Genomic DNA, 19,688 nt, shown 5'->3' on the forward strand with positions numbered 1-19,688 from the left:
CGGCCTACACCCGCCTTGCGTGCACATGGAGGATCGACGCGAGGGAGGGGAGGGAGCAGAAGGCCCGGTCGAGCGTGCGCAGCGGGCGCGGTACGCCGTGGAAGGGCGCACCCGCGATGCCGACGACTTCGAAGCCGGAGGCTGCGATGAAGCCCTTCAGGGCGCGGGCGGTGTACAGCCGCAGATGGCCGACGACGGCGCTGCCCGGGCGGCCGTGGATCCGGCGCAGGCTCACCTCCGAGAACACCGGCTGGACCCCGGCGAGGAGCAGTCCGCGGTTGTACCAGGCGGCGAGGTTGGGGGTGGAGAGCATGAGATGGCCGCCGGGGCGCAGCACGCGGTGCAGTTCGTCGAGCGCGGCGTCCGGGTCGACGAGGTGCTCGACCACTTCGCTGAACAGCACGGCGTCCGCACCGCCGGTGACGAACGGCAGCCCGCCGTCGGTCAGTTCACCGCGCACAACGTACGGGATGCGGGGCGCGGCCCGGCGCAGCGCGTCCTGTGACCAGTCGACGCCGACGATCCGGTGCCCGGCGAGCACGCGGGCGGCGGTGGCCGCGGCGGAGCCGTCCCCGCAGCCGATGTCGAGCACGGTCGAGCCCTGTCCGGCGGCCCGTACGGGGCCGAGCGCGCGGGCGAGGATCCGTGCCTGACGCAGACTCCGCTCCTCGCCGGAGGCGACGGGGACGGCCGGGTCCTCGTAGAAGTCCCGCAGGCCGGGGGCGCTGCCGGGTGCGGGTGCGGGTGGCGGGGGGCCGGGAGGTGGAGGTTCGGATGATGCGGGCGCGGACGGCCCGGGCGCGGACGGTGCAGACGCAGACGGCGCGGGCGCAGATGACGCGGGCTCGGACGAGGCAGGCGCAGGTGCCGGCTCCGTACCGAGGTCGGTCTCGGTCCCGCGCCGCTGCGGCGCCTGTAACGGTGCTGACCCGGCGTGCTCCGAGGTGGGGCGGATGGCGTTCACGGTGGGCTCCCGGTGGTGGTGTCGGTCGCGGAGCCGCATGCGGCCGTGGCGGCGAGGCACTCCTCGAAGAGGTGGGCCAGAGTCCCCGCCGCGTCGTCGTCCAGCAGCGCCCGGGACCAGCGCAGGGCGAGGTGGAGACGCCCGTTCGTGCCGGCCGTCGTCACCGTCAGACCCCTGGGCATCCGGGCCGGGGCCGAGAACCAGACGGCCTGGGCGCGCCCCGCGTCGCCGAAGTCGAGCGGGTACGGGACGCGCCCGATGTTGCTCAGCAGCGTCGTCGACGTCCACGGCGCGACGGCCCGCCGCAACCCCCGGGCCACCGCGGCCCGGACCCCGACCGGCAGCACCGGCGCGGTGAGCAGCGCGCCGCCCCGGCCGAGCGGCGGCCGCGGCGCGGCCTTGAGCGCCCGGGTGCGCTCCGCGGTACGGCGCAGCAGCCGGGCGACGGCCGCCGGGTCGGGCCGTTCGGCGGTCAGCAGCCGCTCGTCGGCGGGGTCCTCCGGGGAGAGTCCGACTTCGACGAGCCGCGTGCCGTTGCCGATCGGCATGTCGATACCGCGCGGCCGGTCGTCCACCGGCATGGTGATCCGTACGGGGCCGGTGGGGCGGTCGTGGAGCCGGTTCCAGCGGGCCACCATCAGAGAGGTGGCGACCAGGAGTTGATCGTTGACGGTGTACGGGGGCGGACCGCCTGAGCCTCCAGGGCTTCCGGCGCTTCCGGCGCCTCCAGGGACGCGGCGCGGTACCGCCAGCTCGGCGATCAGCATGCCGTTTCCGGTGGCCGTGGCCGTACCCTGCGCGTCCGCGGCCACCCGCACGGGCCGTGCCCAGCCGGAACCGGAAGGGGCGGGCAGGTGCGGCCCGCTGCCCGCGCGTACGGATCCGGGTGGCCGTTCGGGCTGGGGCGCGGGGGAGTTGTCGGCGCCCCCATAGAGTTCCGCCGCCGTGGCCAGCACCCTCAGACAGGCGGGACCGTCGAGTGCGGTGTGGTTGAGGGTGAGCAGGAGGACACAACCGCCGCCGTCCCCGGTCGGGTTCCCCCGGCTGTCCCTTCTTCCGTTCCCGTCTCTTCCGTTCCCGTCCCCCCTCTTCTCCTCCTTCTTCCCGTCGGTATTGATCACTTCGAGCCGTAGTGGCGGGGAGGCCGACAACGGAGGGCACGCGGAGAGAGCCCGCACGCGCGCGTGCGCGAGAGCGTCCGGGCCGGGTGGCGGGAAGCTCACCGGGTCCACGTCCGGGGCGGGGGTGAGCTCCCACTCGTACCGCCGCCGGTACCAGCGGCCGGGCGCCTCCCGCATCAGAATGCGCGGGTGCCGGCGCAGCGCCTCCCCGAACGCGGCCCGCAGCCGGGCGGGTTCGGGCCGCCCGGGGAGGTGCACCTCGATGTGCACGGTCTCCGGCTCCTCCTCCTGAAGACAGTGCCGCGAGACCTCGTCCACGGTCGGGAACGGAATCCGCTCCACGGGCGGCGGGGAGGTCTGCTCGCGCCGCCGCGCGGGATGCAGGGCTGTCATCGGCCTTCCTCCTGCGCGGCGGAACTGCCCGCGCGGCGGCCCCCGCCGGACCTGCGACTGGTGAACCAAGCGGTGCCGGGCCGCCGCCGGGGGAGTGGTGAGCGCGACGGCGGGTGCGGGTGCGGCTGCTGATCCCGGACCCTCGGCTCGGGAGAGCCGTCCGCATCCGGGTGCCTCACCGTCACTACCGCCGCCACCAGCGCCACCAGGGCCAGGAACTGCGCGGGAGCGCTGAAGGCCCCCTCGTCCACGGCGATCGGCTCGCCCGCGCCCGTCGCCGCAGCGATGCCCGCCCCCGCCATCGCCACTACGGCAACCGGGACCAGCACGCCCGGCCGGAACCGGGCGACCACGGCCAGGACGAGGACGATGAGGGCCAGCGGGCCGGCGATCGCGGCGACGACGGCCGTCAGTGCCACGGTGCCCAGGACCCAGCCGGGAGCGGGAGCGGGGGCTGAAGCGGGAGCGGGAGCGGGCGGCAGTGGCGCGTCCGGCCCGTCCGCCCCGACCTGCCGGCCCAACCCATTCCGCCCGCCGTGCCCAACCGGAGAGACCTGCCCGCCCTGCCCGCCCTGCCGATTCGGCCCGTGGGGCCCGTTCGGCCCGTTCGGCCCGTCAGGCCCGTTCGGGGCCGCTTCGGCGTACGCGTCGGCTGCCGCGTACGCGCCGGCTTCCGCGTACGCGCCGGACGCGGACCGGCGGCGGATCAGCGCCAGTGCCACCAGCGCCGCGACGCCCACCGCCCCGCCGATCAGCCCGGCCTCGTACAGCAGGGCCGGCTCGTACTCCAGCTTCACCGTGCCGCCCTGCCCCGCCGGGATCAGCCAGGCCTGCTGCCAGCCGTCGATCCGCAGCGGGGTCAGCTCCTTGCCGCCCAGCGTGGCCGTCCAGCCCTCGCCCGCGTTCTCGTACGTCTGGAGGTAGGCCGCCTCGCCCGCGCCGACCGTCACCGCGCGGCGGTCGCCACGCCAGTCCGTGGCCTGGACGGAGCGGCTCGCCGCACCGGCCGGCCGCGGTTCGCCGCGTGACAGCGTGACATCGGTGAGCGCCAGCGGACCCGCGTCGCCGGCCTCCACGCGGTGCCGTCCCGCGGCCAGTTCGAGGCTGCCGCCGCGGGCCTCGCCCGCGCACAGCTCGACGTCGACAGGCCGACGGTCCGTCAGATCCCGTACGTGCCCTGAGGCCTTCGTCGCGTGCAGCGTGCCGTCCACCGCGAGCGGCGGTCCCTCCCCGCACGGCACCGAGAACTTCTCGTCCGGATCGGGCCGCTTCACCCGCAGATCGTCCAGCGCCGGTACGTACACCTCGCTCAGCCCCACCGGCAGCTGCAACTGCGAGTCCGCGATGGGGTTGTGGACGGTCAGCGGCGCGGTGCGGCTGACGGTGATGTCGAGCCGGTCGGTGGTGATCGGTTCGAACCGGGTCTGGCCGTTCTTGTCCACACCGGCCGTCGCCGCCCCGTCCGGGGAGCTGATCAGCACCTCCTCGGGCCGGGTGGACACCCCGCCCGCCGCGGCGAAGACGATCTCGCCGATCCTCTTCTTGCCCGGCCAGCGCAAGTGGATGACGGGCCGGTCACCGGCGATCCACGCCGTCGTCAGATCGCCGTCCACCAGATTGCGCGGGCTCAGCGACAGACCGGTACGGCTGGTGGAGTCCGCCGAGGCGGTGATCCGCTTGCGCTGCCCGGGCGCGACCCGGTCCAGCAGCCGGTCCAGCTCCTCGCCGGGGACGGCCAGCGCCTTCGCCTTCACCCTGGTCCCGCCCGCCACCCGGGTGGTGAACTGCCGGTGCAGTCCCCGCTCCGCCGAGGCGGGGGACAGCCCGCCGGGGTCGCTGCCGCGGTGCAGCGAGTACACCTCGGCGGCCGTGTCCGTACGCTCCGCATCCCGCGGCAGCGCCAGCAGCCGGGTGACCTGGACCCCCGGTACCGACACCTCCGCGAAGCCCGCCCCGGAGAGGCCCGGCTTGGCCTCCTGCGAGGCGAGGATCCGGATCCGCAGCCAACTCGCCTCGCCCGCAGGCGCCTTGACCGCCTGCGGGAGGCCGTTCGGCTGGAGCGGGCTGTCGGTGCTGCCCTTGTCCGTCTGGACGCGGACGAGCGTCGGCGCGGCCCGCATCCCGTCGCCCGGCAGCGGCGACAGCTGGATCGAGGGCGGCACAGTCGTGGGCGAGGAGAAGTCGATCCGCAGCCACTGGCCGACCGGCCGCCCCGGGCTGCCCTCGGCCCACGCGGTGTCCGGGTTCCCGTCGAAGGCGTTCACCGGGTCGTACTGCGGCAGATGGAAGAGCCAGTTGCCGCTGCTGGACGCGGTCACGGATTTCGCGCCGCGCAGCACGGCCGTCGTCTGGTGCCCGGTCCCGCGCGTGGGAAGGATCTCCTTCGGCCGCTCGCCCGCGTTCTGGAGGCTCCCGGAGTGGTTCCGCTCGGTCGCGGTGTACGTGTACGAGGTGTTGGAGTTGACCAGGCCGAAGCGGGTGTCGGCGCGGCGCAGCCCGTCCGCGACGGCCTGCACCGAAGGGGCGCCCACACCGGGGTGGTTGTCACCGGTGAGTACCGCGGGCCGGTCCCGCATCGACGGGTCGGCCGACAGCTGGAGCAGCGACTCGGGCCCGCCGCTCACCACCGCCGTACCGGCGGCCGGCTTCAGCCCGACCGGCCCCGGCCGCTCACCTCCGTCCACCGGCTCGTAGATCTCCACCGCCTGCTCGCGCGGGAAGAGCCCCTGGACCTGGAGCGGGGTGTCGGCGGGGATCCGGCCGCTGGTGAGCAGCGGGCCGAAGCCGGTGACCTTGCGGAATCCCGAGGACTCCAGTGTCCGCTTCACCGTCTGCGGCGGTACGTAGCCGATCTGGTCGGGATCGAGATCATTGCGCACGACCACGTCGTGGAGCCCGGCGCGCGCCAGGAAGTCGCGCAGGCCCGGCACTTCACCACCCGACATCAGCGCCTGCTCGACCGCGTCCATGGCGCGGCGCGACCCGGGTGTGCCGAACGGCACATAGTCGCGCTGCGCCCAGCGGGACTCGGCGAGCACGTCCAGCGGCTGGTCGATGGGCGAGCCCCAGGTGTAGATGCCGTGGGCGGTGGCGGGCACGACGAGGGCGCGGTTGTCGGGGGCGTGTTGCTCCATCCAGTCGGCGGCCTTGCTCCAGTGGCTCGGCAGTTTTTCGAAGGCACCGGGCTGGAGGATGCTGCCGTTGACGTACGGCCAGGCCAGGCCCGGGAGTACGAGCACGGCCGCGACGGCGGGCGCGAACCGGCGGCCGGGCAGCGGGCGGGTGCCGCGTGCCTCGGTTGCCACGGCCGTCAGATGGGCCAGGCCCAGGGCGAGCGCGAGGGCGAGCCCGGGCTGGAACTTGTAGACGTTGCGGAAGGGCCTGATCGCGCCGTTCAGCCAGTCCTGCACGGTGCCGTGGAACGGGGCGCCGAGCGAGCCGCCGTACCCGGCGAGTGCGATGAGGGCGACCGCCAGCACGGTCAGCAACAGCCAGCGCCGCTCGGGCAGATCGCGCCGGGCCAGCCCGCCGAGTCCGAGCGCGGCGGCGAACGCGGAGCCGAGCACCACGACGACCGCTGTGGCCACGGTCCAGCCCGCGGGCAGCCATGCCTCGCCGAAGTTGAGATACGCCACCCAGTTGCCCGCCCCGCGCAGCAGCTCGGTCGCGGACATGGTGCCGGTGGTGGTGTCCGCCTGCTCGATGTACGGCATGAAGTTCTCGCCGTAGGTGCCCAGCAGCAGAAGCGGAACCACCCACCAGGCGGTGGCGAGCACCACCCCGGGAACCCACCAGGCGATCAGCGCGCGCTTGCGCGGCCCGGCGGGGCGGCTGAGCAGATAGAGCCCGACGGGCAGCAGGGAGGCCAGAGTCGAGGCCGCGTTCACACCGCCCATGAAGGGGATCAGCAGCGCGGAGCGGGCGGCGGCGATCCTGGGGCTCGAGGTGGCGGCGGTCAGCGGCAGGAGTACCCACGGCAGCAGCGCGCCGGGCATGACGGCGGCCGAGGTGGAGCCGATGACGATGGTGAACGTCGGCCACAGGGCGTACGCCACCGCGCCGAGCAGCCGGGTGCCGGGTCTGCCCACACGGAGCCGTTCGGCCAGCCGCAGCGCACCCCAGAAGGCGGTGCTGACGATGATCGACAGCCAGAGACGTTCGGCCAGCCAGACCGGTACGTGGGCGAGGTCCATCAGCGCGTAGTACGGGAGCGTGGGGAAGGCGTATCCGATGTACTGGTCGGCGATCCCGCCGAAGCCCGCCCGGTCGTGCCACAGTTCGCCGAGGTCGCCGAGGAACTTCAGCGGATCGAGGGCCACGCCCAGCTTGGTCTCGAAGGTCATCTTCCCGGGCGAGGGCGCGAGGAAGGCCGCGAAGGCCACCGCCCAGAACCCCAGCAGCCAGCGCCTCCCCCGCGGCGGGCCGGCCGCGGGGGAGGGTGCCGGTGCGGGGGCGGGTGCCTGCGGAGGGGCCTGGACAGCACTGCTCATGGGGACCGCCGGAGGATGAGGAGGAGGTTCCAGGTCACGGCTGTATGCGGCTCCGGAGGGGCAGGAGCGCGGACAGCACCGCTCATCCGGACAGCACCGCTCATCGGGACAGCACCGCTCATGGGGACAGCACTGCTCATGGGGACCGCCGGAGGATGAGGAGGAGGTTCCACGTGGCGATTTCGCGCAGCCCCGGGACACGGGTGACCGCGTCCGCGAGGAACGGCCAGTAGCGGGAGCGCGCGGAGACCACGCTCACGTCCTGGCGGCTTCGCACATGCCGGAGGGTGGGGCCGATGTGGATGGTGAAGAGGTTCTCGCCGAGGGTGTGCTTGGCGCTGTGTCCGGTACGCCGCCGGTAGCGCTCCCGGGCCCGGTCCGCGCCCAGGTAGTGCCACGGCGCGGTCTCATGGCCGCCCCAGGGGGAGAGCCAGTTGGTGAATGAGACATAGATCAGCCCGCCCGGGCGGGTCACCCGCGCCAGCTCGCTGAGAAAGGTCTGCGGGTCGGCGACATGCTCCAGGACGTTGGAGGAGAAACAGACATCGGCCACCCCGTCGGCGAGCGGCAGCAGGTAGCCGTCGGCGACCACCGCCCCCTCCGGAAGCCGTCCGCGCGCGGCGAGTTCGCGCACGGAGGGCTCGAAGAGATAGCTGTACGCGCCCCGGCGGCGGAACTCCTCGGTGAAGTGGCCGCCACCGCCGCCGACGTCGACGACCACCTTCCCCTTCAGCGGTACGTACTGCTCCAGCTGCTCGGCGGCGTCACGGGCGAGCAGGGAGTAGCAGTGCTCGGGGTCGTGCTGCTCTCTCAGGAAGGCCCGGAAGAGCGTGACGGATCTGCGGAGGGACGGGTCCTTGAGGGCGAACTCCCGCACGGTCGCTCACCTCCCGGGCTGCGAAGCTCCGCGACCTGCCAGATACGCCTCGGCGGCCACGTCCCGGAACCGGCGGACCGTACTGCTCCAGCGGAATCGCGCGGCCCGTCGAGCGGCCGCCCTCCCCAGCGCCTCGCGCCGCTCCGCGCTGAGCGCGAGAGTGCACCAGGCCGCGGCGAACGAACTCTCGCCGCGGGCGAGCAGGCCGGTGACGCCGTCCTCGACGGAGTCCCGCAGGCCGGGGATGTCGAAGCCGATGGCGGGGGTGGCGCGGGCCGCGGCCTCGGTGACCACCAGGCCCCAGCCCTCCACGGCGGACGGGTGCAGCAGCAGCCACGCCTCGCACAGCAGCCGGTGTTTCTCCGCCTCAGGGATCCGGCCGGTGAACACGACGTCCGGGCCGGCCATCGTCTCGAGCCGCTGCCGCTCGGGGCCGTCACCGATGATGACGAGCCGCCCGCCGGTGACCGGGCGGACCCGTTCCCACAGCCGCAGCAGCAGATCGATCCGCTTGTACTCCACCAGCCGTCCCATGGCCAGGAACATCGGTTCAGGGGACTTCGGCAGCAGCGGACCGGGCTCCTCGACACCGTTGTGGACGACCCTGATCCGGTCGCCGGGGACACCGATGCCGGTCAACGCGGAGGCGGTGGAGCCGGACACCGCGACCATCAGGTTGCCGCGGTGGGTGCCCGCCAGGGCCCAGTGCTCCAGCCTGCGCCCGAGGCGGGCGGCCGGGCCGGGGTAACGCATTCCCCACAGGTCGGTATGGACGTGGTTGACCAGGCACAGGGTGGGGCCGCGGTGCCAGAGAGGGGCGAGGTAGGGCATGCCGTTGCAGACCTCGACGAGCAGGTCGCAGTCGCCGACCTGGCGGGCGAACGCCCGCTTGGCGCGCAGGAAATGGCCCGCGTCGCCGCCGGCGGACACCACGCGGTAGTCGCGGTACGCGGCGGGGCCGCCGCACAGCAGTGTGACCTGGTGACCGTCGGAGGTGAGGCCCTCGGCGATCCGGTCGATCAGCAGCTCGGAGCCTCCCGCAGCGGGATTGCCGAGGTCACGACGGGCGAGAAAAACGATTCGGCGGGGGTGCGGGGGCGGGCCGGAGTCGGCGGCGGAGCCGGGTGAGCCGGGGGACTTTGCCGGGGAGTACGGCGGGGCCGGGAACACGGTGCCGGGGGCGATGGCGTTCGGGGCGGCGGTGCCGGTGGTGCTGGTGACGACGGTGCCGGTGGTGCTGGTGCCGGTAGTGCCGGTAGTGCCGGTGGTGCCGGCAGGGGCGGCAGTGGGGGTGGTGGCCAGGGCGGTCCGGGGGAGCGTGTGGTTCCCCGTACCGAAGGCCAAGGGGGGTACGTGCTGGGGCATTTGAGCTCCAACTCGTCTCAGGGTGCGGAATCTGTGTGGGGGGGGGAGCCGCCTGTGCGCCATATTTCCGGGGAGGGGCCCGGGCGGCGGATCGCGCGTGGGTGAGTCGTGCGTGGGTGGGTTGTGGGTGGGGGTGTGGGTGGGGGTGGGGTGCGTGGGTGTGTTGCACGAGGGGGGTGGAGGGTGCGTGGGTGTGTCGCACGGGGGGGAGGGTGCGTGGGTGGGCCGTGCGTGGAGGTCGGACAGTGCGTGGGATGGATAGTTTTCGCCCCGCTGTTCGATGCGGCTACTCACCGGGATGACAATTTCTGACTTTCAAGTAACTGACGCCTCATCACATTGTGGAGTGTTCCCCGGAGAAGAGCCCGCGAGGTCAGGCGGTACGAGTCCGCCCGCGCGCCACCAGCACCACGCCGGCGACCGCGAGGACCGCCCCCGCGACTCCGCTGGTCAACGGCGCGGTGCGCCCGACGAGTTCCAGCCGCCCGCTGTCCTCCGAGGCGAGGGCCACCTGCTCGCGCTGCGTCGCCCCGGTGAACTCCAGCCCGTCGCTCTGCAACAGGGTCACGGCGTCGCGCTTCCCGCCCGGCGCGCGCAGCGTCTTCCTCGGGGCGATCCTCGCGTTGATGATCCGGCCGGTGCGCCGGTCGGCGACCAGCTCTATCCCGGAGTTGGCGTACCACTCCTCGGCGAGCACCTGGCCCTGCTTCGGCCGGCCGACGAGCCTGCCCGGAACCTGCCGGGTGCCGGTCTTCGTGGGTTTCACGGTTCCGGTGAAGCGATGGCCCTCGTACCCCTGGATCTTCTTGACGCCCGCGAAGCGGAGCTGGACCGTGCCGCCCAGGGTGTTGTCCCACCAGCGGTAGCCGCGCTTCTCCACATCGAAGGGGAACTTGAGGTACGCCTCTCCCTCGAACGACGGCGTCTCCTCGCAGCAGTGCACCGGCCGGTTGGTGCGGCGGTCGGTGACCCACCGCTCGGTGGTCCACTGCAGCGATTTGCGCGGGTCGTTCAGCGGCAGCGTCTCCGGGGTGTCGACTGCGGTGGACACATCCCACACCGCCTTGCCGCTGCGCTCGCTGTCGGCGACATCGCCCAGCACCCGCCGGGTGATGGTGATCTTCTGGTTGTCCCGGGTGGCGAGCGAATCCGTGTCGAAGTAGCTTCCCCGGCCGGTGAAGACCGTGGTCACGTTCACGTCGACCGGCGTACGTTTCGCCCGCGGCTCGACGTACCACGCCAGCAGCGGAGCGAGGACCAGCAGAAAGACTCCGGCTCCCAGCAGCACCAGCGACAGCCATGACGGAGGCCGCCGCACGGGCGTCGACGAGGGGCGGTGGCCGGGCGACGGGCGGGAAGAACGGCGCATACGGCACTCCTGGGGGGAGGAGGGTGTGAGGGTCGTGCGCGTTCGTACGGTTACGGCCGACGACTTACGGCTGTGGGCGGGGAACCGTAGGCCGACTCTTGACGGAGTGTCAATGCTGCTCCCACACTGGCCCATGACCGGACCGGGCCGGTGCGCTGGGTGTCATCCTCACCGAGCAGAGAGGCTCGCCGACCCATGCACAGACTGCTCGCCGCCGCGTTGACCTGCGTGGCCGCCGCCGCACTCGCCGTCGGTGCCGCCCTCGGGATCGTCGCCGCCCTGGGCGCGACCCCGGAGCAGCCGAATGTCCCGCTCGTCTCCTTCACCCACGCTCCGGCGGATTCACCGCTCCCGGGGCAGTGATCCGTGGCTGCCCGCTCCGCCTCCGTGGCCGCCCGCTCCGCCTGGAAGGACGTACCGCGATTACGGGTCCGGCAGTTCGCCTCGCTCGCCATGGACGAGGTGCCCGAGCTGGCCCAGGACATCCTGCGCGAAATCCGCCGCGAGTACCCGGGGCTCCCGCTGGTGCTCGACGAGTCGGGCGAACCGATGGCGCTGGTCGGCATCCGCCGGGCGCTGGAGCACTTCGTCGGGCAGCTGACCGCCGGAGCCGGACGGCCGAGCGTCCACCCCGAGGTGTTCCAGGACTTCGGCCGCGGCGAGGTCCTCCAGGGACGCAGCCTGGACTCCCTCCAGGCGATCTACCGGCTCGGCGTCCGGCTGGCCTGGCGCCGTCTCGCCGAGATCGGCCAGCAGGTCGACATCCCGCCGCCCGCGATGTACGAACTCGTCGAGTCCGGCTTCGAATACCTCGACGGTCTCGTCGCCCAGTCCGTACGCGGCCACGCCGAGGCCGTCGCCCGGCAGGCGGGCGAGAAGCTCCGGCTCCAGCGCCGTCTGATGGAACTGCTGCTCACCGAGCACCGCACGGACCCCACCGAGGCCCTGGCCGAACGCGCCGCCCGGATCGGCTGGCAGCTGCCCTCGCAGGTCGCGGTGGCGGTGCTGCTGCGTCCGGCCCGGGAGGCGGTCGCCCCCGCCGTCGGCCAGGACGTACTCCTGGACATGGAGTGCGAGCAGCCGCGGATGGTTGTGCCGGAGCCGGACGCGGCCGGGCGGGCGGAGCTGCTGCGCCGCGCCATGGCGGGCTGGTCGGGCGCGATCGGCCCGCCGGTGCCGCCGGCCGAGGCCGCCAAGTCGCTGCGCTGGGCCGGGACCGCGGTACGGCTGATGCAGCGCGGTCTGCTGCCCTCGGGGCAGGTGCTGCACTGCACCGAGCACACCGAGGCGCTGGTCCTGCTGCCGCCCGAGGAGCTGATCGAGGACCTGACGCGCCGCCGTCTCGCACCGCTGGCCGACTGCGGCCCCGCACACGGCCGGCGGCTCGCGGAGACGCTGCTGGCCTGGCTGGAGACCCGGGGCGGCGCTCCGGAGGTCGCGGACCGGCTGGGCGTGCACCCGCAGACCGTCCGCTACCGGCTGCGGCAGATCCGGGAGCTGTGGGGCGACGACGTGGATGATCCGGACCGGCGCTTCGAACTGGAGCTGGTGCTGCGGGCCCAGCGGCTGCGCGGCGAACTGGAGGTGCCGGAGGGATACGGCTCGTAGAGCTTGTGCGCCTTCGGCTCGAGTACGGCGGAATCACGCAGGCGGTCTCACCCGGGTACCACGCGAAGGCCTGCCGCACGCGAGCCGGGCTGCCGCGAGCCGGACTGCCGCGGGCCGCGGGCGACGGGTGATCGATCCGTATCTGTCTGCGTATCTGTCACCTCGCCGCGCTGGCCAACACGGAATCCTCACAGGACACCGCTGTATTCGTTACCTCCGGCGCCATAGCCTGCGTCCTCAATGGACTACTGCTCTTTCTGTCGACGGCATCTCAACGGGGCTCTGTCGTGCCCCGGATGCGGCGCGCCCATCGAGGACCTCGCGCCGCTTCCCCAGGCTGCCGCGGCTGAGAGGGACACCGCGCGGGACGCCCCGGCCGCTCCCCCCGGAGGGGGGCGGGCCGACCGCCGCCGAGGCCACCGCGCCCGGCGCACCCGCCCCACCCGCGGTCGGCGGGGCCACCGTCGCCGCGGCCGCCGGTTCGTCGGTATCGCGGCGGTGCTCGGTGTCGCGCTGGTCGCGCTGACCGTGGCGGAGCTCGCCACGGAGGGACCCATCACCCCCTTTGCGGAGGAGGAGTCCTCGGCGTCCGCGTCGGAGGGGCCGGACAGCGGCCGGGAGGCGGGAAAGGCAGACGGTTCCGCCACGGCCGATCCGGCGTCCGAGAGCGCCGAGCCGGATGCGGAGCCATCGGCGAGCAAGAGCGAGAGCCCCAAGAACAAGAAGAAGGACCAGGACAAGGAGAGCGAGTCGGCCGACCCGGACGACTCCCCCTCGCGGCGCAGCACCGCGTCCGCTTCCGGTGCGGTCTCCGACCCGCCCCCGCCACCGAAAGAGTCCTCGGCGCCACCGCCCCCGCCTCCGGCCCCGTCGTCCACCGCACCGCCGCCTCCGCCCCCGCCGCGCCCGGAGCCGACGTGCACCCGGTTCCTGTGGTGGTGCAGCTGACGCGGTACATCAGCGGGCGCGGAGGGGACCGGTCCGAGCGCGCTTCAGCTCGAAGGAACGGTCGCGCGGACGGGCCGATGCCGACGTGTACATGCCCGTGCGTGGCCGCGGGCGCAGTCGTGGTTACGGGCCTGGGCATGCCTGCCTACGGCCTGCGAACGGCCCGCGTACGGACGCGACCCTTGAATCCGTCCGCCCACTGCCCGGTCCCGATGGCATTCACGGGCCACGGAACACCCGAAGCGCCTCAGCCGTCCGCACCGCCCTCGTCCAGCATGCGCCGCAGCAGGTCGCGCAGTGTCGTGCGCTCGTCGGTGGACAGCCCGGCGAGTGGCTCTCGCGCGAAGTCCAGCGAGTCGCGCAGCCGGGCGGCGGTCGTCCGGCCCTCGTTCGTCGAGGCCGCGAGCTTGACCCGGCGGTCTGCCGGGTCCGGGCGGCGCTCGACGAGGCCGCGGGCCTCCAGCCGGTCGACGATGCCGGTCACATTCGACGGCTCGCATTTGAGCTTCTGCGCGATCTTCCGCATGGGCATCGGTTCGAGGGAGAGGAGTCCCAGTACCCGCGCCTGTGCGCCGGTCAGGGAATGCTTGGCCGCCGCTTCGTCGTACTCATCGTAGTAGCGGGCCACGACGGTGCCGATGAGCTCGACGACCTCGAGGGTCAGGGGGTCAGTGCGTGGGGCCATGGCGCTCAGGTTACCGCGTTACTTGACAACATGAAACATCCAGCGCATGGTTGTTTCAGTTACTGAAACATTGCTGCAGTCAAGCTGTGGCTGAAGGAGGCGCTCGCACCATGTCCGAACTGCCGACGACCGGCCGTGAATGGCACCTGGTCGCCCGCCCGCACGGCTGGCCGACGCCGGAGGACTTCGCACTCCGCGAGGCCGCCGTCCCCGAGCCCGGCCCGGGCCAGATCCTGGTCCGCAACACCCATATGTCGGTGGACCCGTACATGCGCGGGCGGATGAACGACGTCAAGTCGTACGTCCCGCCCTTCCAGTTGGACCAGCCGATGGACGGTGGCGCGGTGGGCCGGGTGCTCGCCTCGAACGCCGAGGGCTTCACGGTCGGCGACCACGTCCTGCACGGCCTCGGCTGGCGCGAGTACGCGGTCCTCGACGGCAAGCGCGCCGTGCAGGTCGACCCGGAGCTGGCCCCGCTCAGCGCCTATCTCGGCGTGCTCGGCATGCCCGGCCTGACCGCGTACGCCGGTCTGCTGGAGGTCACCTCGTTCAAGGAGGGCGACGCCGTGTTCGTCTCCGGCGCGGCAGGTGCCGTCGGCAGCCTGGTCGGCCAGATCGCGAAGCTGAAGGGCGCCTCGCGGGTCATCGGCAGCGCGGGCTCCGACGAGAAGGTCAAGCTCCTGCTCGAGGAGTACGGCTTCGACGCCGCGTTCAACTACAAGACCGGCCCGGTGGCGGAGCAGCTGAAGGAAGCCGCCCCCGACGGCATCGACGTCTACTTCGACAACGTCGGCGGCGAGCACCTGGAGGCGGCGATCAACTCCCTCAATGTGCACGGCCGCGCCACCATCTGCGGCATGATCGCGCAGTACAACGCGACCGAGCCGAGCCCGGCACCCCGTAACCTCGCCATGGTCATCGGCAAGCGGCTCAGGCTGCAGGGACTTCTCGTCTCGGACCACGCGGCGCTCCAGCCGCAGTTCGTCCAGGAGGTCGCCGGCTGGATCCGCTCCGGTGAGCTGAAGTATGTCGAGACCGTCGTCGACGGCATCGACAACGCCGCGGAGGCGTTCCTCGGGCTGCTCCGCGGTGAGAACACCGGCAAGATGATCGTCGCCCTCGGCGACTGACCTTTCACCCCGCACTCCACGGGATGCGGCGACGAAGCGCGTCGAGCAGCCCGAGTGAGCTGCACGGCTTTTGTCGCCGGCGTCGCTTCCGCAGGACGCAGCGGTGCGGAGAAGGTACCCATCACTCCTGACGGGCCTCATGACGGACCGTCAGGTAAACCCAGCCTGTCGCGGTCGTGGGCACGAGTCGCGATGGCAGCACCCCGTGTGCACCAACAGGAGGATTCCTACATGTCCATCCAGGCCATAGACGTCAAGTACACCGCAGTCGCCACCGCCGAGAACGGCCGGGACGGCCGGGTCGCCTCGGACGACGGCAACCTCGATGTGATCGTCAACCCGCCGAAGGAGCTGGGGGGAAGCGGCAACGGCACCAACCCGGAGCAGCTCTTCGCCGCCGGTTACGGCGCCTGCTTCCAGGGTGCGCTCGGTGTCGTCGCCCGCCAGCAGAAGGCCGACATCTCCGGCTCCCGCGTGACCGCCAGTGTCGGGCTCGGCAAGAACGAGGAGGGCGGCTTCGGCATCGAGGTGGGACTCGCCGTCTCGATCCCGAACGTCGACGCGGCCACCGCGCAGCAACTGGTCGAGGCGGCGCACCAGGTGTGCCCGTACTCCAACGCCACGCGCGGCAACATCAAGGTGGACATCAGCATCGTCTGATCGTCTCCGCAGGCCGAGGGCCGTACCCCGCACGACAGGGGGTACGGCCCTCGCCGTCGCACGGACAGGCCCCGCGTAGTTGCACGGACAGGCCCCGCGTAGTTGCACGGACGGGTCACACGTACGTACGACGGCTGTCCGTACGGCCGGGTCGGCGACAATGGGCGTATGCGCATTCGAGTCGCAACCGTCGCCGAATTCCCCGCGCTCCAGGACATCGAGCGGGCGGCCGGGCAGTGCTTCCGGGACATCGGTATGCCGGAGATCGCCGCCGACGAGCCGTTCTCCGCCGAGGAGCTTCTGCCCTACCAGCGTGCGGGCCGCGCCTGGCTGGCCGCCGACGAGACCGGGCGGCCGGTGGCGTATCTGCTCGCCGAGCCGGTCGACGGCGGGCTGCATGTCGAGCAGGTGTCGGTGCACCCCGAGCGGGCGCGCCGCGGAATCGGCCGCTCGCTGCTGGATCACGCGGCCGCGCGTGCCTCCGCGGAGGGGATGGGGGCCCTCACCCTGACCACGTTCACCCGGGTCCCGTGGAACGCGCCGTACTACGCGCGCTGCGGTTTCCGGATCCTGGACGACGCCGAGCTGACCCCGGGGCTGAGGGAGATCGCGCGGCACGAGGCCGCGCACGGTCTGGACCGCTGGCCTCGGGTCTTCATGCGCCGAGACCTGTGACGGGCGAGCCTGTGACCGGCGAGTCCGTGACCGGCGAGTCCGTGACCGGCGAGTCCGTGACCGGCGAGTCTGGGGCCGGAGTCGGTGCCATCCGCACCCGGGCGGGGCGGTGTTCAAGGAGGTCGTCCGTGCCCATGCGGGGCCCTGGCGCCGGTACTCGGAATCGGCCGTCCGGTCAGTAGCCGGGGTTGTCCGACGGTGTCTTCTCGGGCGACGGGCCGCCGCCGCTCACGGTGATCGCCGTCTTCATGCCCAGGTCCGTGTGGTTCCCCACGGGGCAGGAGATCTGGTAAGTGCCGTTCTTCAGTGTCACCTTGAGCGTGGTGGTCTGTCCGGGATCGACGGTCTTGCTGCGCTGGTCCCCGCCCGGCCCCTGAACCTCCAGGGCGTGCTCGTGGTGTCCGTCGTTCCTGGCGACGAAGGTGTGGTCACCCGCCGTGAACGTCTTCTCGGGCAGCTGGAAGCGGAAGTCGGTCATCTTCACATTCACCTGGGTCACCTTGGTCTCTCCGCTCCGGGTGGGCGGCGACGACTTCGATCCGTCCCCACTGTCCCCGTACCCACCGCCCCCGCAGGCCGCGAGCACCGCCGCAAGGGCTCCGGCAGCGATCCCGAGCCCGGCGTTCCTCGTGACGGTGGCGGTCCTGACCATGGCGCGGCCCTCCGGATGAGACTTCGGTCCTGCAGTGCATACGGATCGGCCGCGCCGACGGATTGGCCGGGCGGACGAGCCTGTCCGGACACGCGCCTCCCCGAAGGCCCGCGCCTGCCCAGCAGGACGAGGCCGCCCGGCGGGGCGATCCCGCCCAGCACGACGATCCTGCCCGGCGGTACGACCTGACCGGACGGGAGGAGAATGGGAGGGAGGTGACGCTCATGGCACCGTATGCCCGCGACCGCATACCCGCTCGGAACACCGTGCGTCCGCCCCGCAAATCCCTTCGGCGGACCCGACCGTATGCACTGACATGAGGATGGGTCTTCCGCTCGGACGGGCGGCGGACGAGACGCTGCTGGACGGGCTCACGACCGGCGACCCCGAGATCGCCGTCGCATTCGTGCGCCGCTTCCAGGGCACGGTCTACGGCGTCGCCATCGCGGTTGTCGGTGACTCCCAGCTCGCCGAGGACATCGCTCAGCAGACCTTCGAGCGCGCCTGGCGGCACGCGCAGATGTACGACCCCCGGCGCGGCTCGGTGAAGACCTGGCTCACCTCGATCGCGCACCATCTGGCGATCGACACGGTCCGGGCCCGCAGGCCCACCCCCGTAGCTCCGGAAGACCTCGACGCCCTGCTCGACATCGCGACCGAGACACCCGAGCAGCTGGCTCTCACCGACGAGGCCGCCTCCCGGCTGCGGGCCGCGGTGGCCGAGCTGCCGCGTGAGCAGGCGCGTGCCGTGGTGATGGCCGGGATCTACGGGATGACCGCCCGGCAGGTCGCGGAGCTCGAGCAGATCCCCCTGGGCACGGCCAAGACACGGATCCGCGTGGCGATGGGGAAGTTGCGCACCGCCCTCGGGGCGGTGACCAAGGACGACCACCAGGACGACCGCCAGGCCGGCCACCGAGGCGGGGGCGCCGAAACGAGCCGGCCATGGGCAACCTGACCTGCGAGGAGCTGAGGGACCTCGGCGCGGAACTGGCGCTCGGCATCCTCCCCGCACAGGAGCGGGGCGCGGTGTTCGCCCATCTGGAGCGGTGCCCCGACTGCCGGGAGTACATCGGCCGGCTGACCGCTGTCGGAGACGGCCTGCTCGCGCTCCTGCCCGACACCGAGCCGCCCGTCGGCTTCGAGAGGCGCGTGGTGAACCGGCTGACCCCGCGAGGACGGGGGCGGCACCGTCGCACCCGCAGGCTCCGGACAGCGGCAGCCGCTGCCGGCATCGGGCTGGCCTTCGGCTTCGGCGGCTGGGCGGTCGGCACCGCCATCGAAGACGCTCCCACCTCCTCCTCCGCCGAGCGGCAAACCTCCTTGATGGCAGCCGACTTCACCACCGACGGACATCGCGTCGGGCAGGTCTACGCACACCCCGGCTCGCCCGGCTGGCTCTACATGTCCGTCAACCTCTACGGGGGAGGCGGAAAGATCACATGCGAGCTGGAGCGTACGGACGGCAGCACGGTCGCCGTCGGCTCGTTCACGCTCAAGGACGGATACGGCTACTGGGGCGTCCCCGCCCCCGTGGACCGCGACACCATCTCCGGGGCCCGGCTGGTCGGCGCCGACGGCTCCGTCGTCGCCACGGCCCGCTTCCCCGGGCACGGCGCCGACCAGGCTCAATTCCCGTAACCGTATACGCAGGTCAGGATCTTGAGGGGCTGGTTGGGCCGGTGCCATTGCCACTAAGCTGCCCACCATGCGTGATCTTGGATCGGGCTTCGGCTACTTCATGAAGGGCCAGCGCTGGGTGGCCCAGCACGGCCGCTGGTGGGGCTTCGGGCTGCTGCCCGGGCTCATCACCCTGGTCCTGTACGGCGCGGCGCTCGTCGGCCTCGGCTTCTGGGCGGACGACCTGACCGTCTGGGCCACGCCCTTCGCCGACGACTGGTCCTCCCCCTGGCCCGGCCTCATCCGCGGCTTCCTCACCGCACTGCTGTTCGCCGTCGGACTGCTCTTCGCGGTCGTCTCCTTCACCGCCGTGACCCTGCTGGTCGGCCAGCCCTTCTACGAGTCGCTCTCCGAGCAGGTCGACATCTCGCAGGACGGCACCGCTCCCGAGTCCGGACTCCCGCTCTGGCGCGAGCTGTTGATCTCCGCTCGCGAGAGCCTGGCGGTACTGGCGCGCGTGGCTCTCTACGGAGTGCTGCTCTTCGCACTCGGCTTCCTCCCCCTCGTCGGCCAGACCGTGATCCCGGTCCTCGGCTTCTGTGTCACCGGCTTCTTCCTGGCCGAGGAGCTGACGGCCGTCGCTCTCCAGCGCCGCGGCGTCCGGCTGCCGGAGCGACTCGCCATGCTCCGCGGCCGCCGGATGCTGGCCCTCGGCTTCGGTGTTCCCCTGGTGCTGCTCTTCCTGCTGCCCCTGGTGGCGGTCTTCCTGATGCCGGGCGCGGTGGCGGGGGCGACCCTGATGGCGCGGGACCTCCTGCCCCCGGAGGCGCCCGACGACAGCGCGGGCGGGGCGGACGACGCGGAAGCGGCGGGCGGTTCGTACGGCGCGGGCGGTTCACGCGGCGCGGGCCGTACGGACGGCGCGAGCGGCAGGCCGGCCTCGCTGACGAAGGCTGACCGCCCTGCCGCCCGGGACTGGTCCCACTAGATTCCCGGAACGCTCCGCCGCTGGGCGCTACCCGCTACCGGAGACCTCCACCTCTGACCGTCACCGGCGTTCCTGCACATCTGCCGTCGCCGTCACGGCCCCTGGTGTCCTGGACGTCTGTCGTCGCCGTCACAGCCACCGAC

At 72.5% G+C, this 19,688-nt stretch carries 17 protein-coding genes; 9 read left to right on the forward strand and 8 right to left on the reverse strand.

Going from position 1 to position 19,688, the window contains the following annotated elements:
* Positions 1-4 precede the first annotated feature (4 nt).
* From ABZW18_RS17915 to ABZW18_RS17940, 6 genes are all read right to left on the reverse strand, one after another.
* On the reverse strand, positions 5-715 hold the full coding sequence (locus tag ABZW18_RS17915; protein ID WP_356188389.1) for a class I SAM-dependent methyltransferase: 711 nt from the start codon (positions 713-715) through the stop codon (positions 5-7).
* A 245-nt stretch (positions 716-960) separates the two neighbouring features.
* Positions 961-2,478, reverse strand: a complete 1,518-nt coding sequence (locus ABZW18_RS17920; protein ID WP_356188340.1) for a condensation protein — start codon at positions 2,476-2,478, stop codon at positions 961-963.
* Entirely contained in the window at positions 2,475-6,968 is a 4,494-nt protein-coding gene (locus ABZW18_RS17925) for an alpha-(1->3)-arabinofuranosyltransferase family protein (RefSeq protein WP_356188342.1), read from the reverse strand. Before ABZW18_RS17925 ends, ABZW18_RS17920 begins: the two co-directional genes overlap by 4 nt.
* 136 nt (positions 6,969-7,104) lie before the next feature.
* Entirely contained in the window at positions 7,105-7,845 is a 741-nt protein-coding gene (locus ABZW18_RS17930) for a class I SAM-dependent methyltransferase (protein WP_356188344.1), read from the reverse strand.
* Between the two features lie 6 nt (positions 7,846-7,851).
* Positions 7,852-9,210, reverse strand: coding sequence for a glycosyltransferase family 4 protein (locus tag ABZW18_RS17935; protein ID WP_356188346.1), 1,359 nt, complete (start codon positions 9,208-9,210; stop codon positions 7,852-7,854).
* Positions 9,211-9,583: 373 nt separating this feature from the next.
* Positions 9,584-10,528 carry a DUF3068 domain-containing protein gene (locus tag ABZW18_RS17940; RefSeq protein WP_356188391.1) on the reverse strand — a complete coding sequence of 315 codons (945 nt, stop codon included), beginning with the start codon at positions 10,526-10,528 and terminating at the stop codon, positions 9,584-9,586.
* Between the two features lie 246 nt (positions 10,529-10,774).
* On the opposite strand from ABZW18_RS17940, the gene ABZW18_RS17945 reads away from it, so the two are divergent.
* The 3 genes from ABZW18_RS17945 to ABZW18_RS17955 all read left to right on the forward strand — a co-directional run bounded on the left by ABZW18_RS17945 (position 10,775) and on the right by ABZW18_RS17955 (position 13,135).
* Positions 10,775-10,942, forward strand: coding sequence for a hypothetical protein (locus ABZW18_RS17945; protein ID WP_356188348.1), 168 nt, complete (start codon positions 10,775-10,777; stop codon positions 10,940-10,942).
* A gap of 3 nt (positions 10,943-10,945) precedes the next feature.
* Positions 10,946-12,187 carry a helix-turn-helix domain-containing protein gene (locus ABZW18_RS17950; protein WP_356188349.1) on the forward strand — a complete coding sequence of 414 codons (1,242 nt, stop codon included), beginning with the start codon at positions 10,946-10,948 and terminating at the stop codon, positions 12,185-12,187.
* Positions 12,188-12,427: 240 nt separating this feature from the next.
* On the forward strand, positions 12,428-13,135 hold the full coding sequence (locus tag ABZW18_RS17955) for a hypothetical protein (RefSeq protein ID WP_356188351.1): 708 nt from the start codon (positions 12,428-12,430) through the stop codon (positions 13,133-13,135).
* Between the two features lie 247 nt (positions 13,136-13,382).
* Here the strand turns inward: ABZW18_RS17955 and ABZW18_RS17960 are convergent, their stop codons facing one another.
* Positions 13,383-13,820, reverse strand: coding sequence for a MarR family transcriptional regulator (locus ABZW18_RS17960; RefSeq protein ID WP_356188353.1), 438 nt, complete (start codon positions 13,818-13,820; stop codon positions 13,383-13,385).
* Positions 13,821-13,930: 110 nt separating this feature from the next.
* Between ABZW18_RS17960 and ABZW18_RS17965 the strand changes: the two genes are divergently transcribed.
* From ABZW18_RS17965 to ABZW18_RS17975, 3 genes are all read left to right on the forward strand, one after another.
* Positions 13,931-14,950 carry an NADP-dependent oxidoreductase gene (locus ABZW18_RS17965; protein WP_356188355.1) on the forward strand — a complete coding sequence of 340 codons (1,020 nt, stop codon included), beginning with the start codon at positions 13,931-13,933 and terminating at the stop codon, positions 14,948-14,950.
* 231 nt (positions 14,951-15,181) lie between these two features.
* The gene (locus ABZW18_RS17970) at positions 15,182-15,610 is read left to right on the forward strand and encodes an organic hydroperoxide resistance protein (RefSeq protein ID WP_356188357.1); all 429 of its coding nucleotides are present in this window, start codon (positions 15,182-15,184) and stop codon (positions 15,608-15,610) included.
* A gap of 168 nt (positions 15,611-15,778) precedes the next feature.
* On the forward strand, positions 15,779-16,285 hold the full coding sequence (locus ABZW18_RS17975; RefSeq protein WP_356188359.1) for a GNAT family N-acetyltransferase: 507 nt from the start codon (positions 15,779-15,781) through the stop codon (positions 16,283-16,285).
* A 175-nt stretch (positions 16,286-16,460) separates the two neighbouring features.
* Here the strand turns inward: ABZW18_RS17975 and ABZW18_RS17980 are convergent, their stop codons facing one another.
* Positions 16,461-16,937 carry a cupredoxin domain-containing protein gene (locus ABZW18_RS17980; protein WP_356188361.1) on the reverse strand — a complete coding sequence of 159 codons (477 nt, stop codon included), beginning with the start codon at positions 16,935-16,937 and terminating at the stop codon, positions 16,461-16,463.
* A gap of 316 nt (positions 16,938-17,253) precedes the next feature.
* Between ABZW18_RS17980 and ABZW18_RS17985 the strand changes: the two genes are divergently transcribed.
* The 3 genes from ABZW18_RS17985 (at position 17,254) to ABZW18_RS17995 (ending at position 19,545) form a co-directional block, all read left to right on the forward strand.
* Positions 17,254-17,895, forward strand: coding sequence for a sigma-70 family RNA polymerase sigma factor (locus tag ABZW18_RS17985; protein ID WP_356188363.1), 642 nt, complete (start codon positions 17,254-17,256; stop codon positions 17,893-17,895).
* Complete coding sequence (locus ABZW18_RS17990) at positions 17,883-18,578, forward strand: hypothetical protein (RefSeq protein WP_356188365.1); 696 nt, start codon at positions 17,883-17,885, stop codon at positions 18,576-18,578. The genes ABZW18_RS17985 and ABZW18_RS17990 overlap by 13 nt, the downstream gene beginning before the upstream one ends.
* A 67-nt stretch (positions 18,579-18,645) precedes the next feature.
* Positions 18,646-19,545 carry an EI24 domain-containing protein gene (locus tag ABZW18_RS17995; protein WP_356188367.1) on the forward strand — a complete coding sequence of 300 codons (900 nt, stop codon included), beginning with the start codon at positions 18,646-18,648 and terminating at the stop codon, positions 19,543-19,545.
* Positions 19,546-19,688: the final 143 nt, after the last annotated feature.

Origin of the sequence: Streptomyces sp. NPDC004647, assembly GCF_040609575.1 — a bacterium.
Lineage (GTDB): Bacteria > Actinomycetota > Actinomycetes > Streptomycetales > Streptomycetaceae > Streptomyces.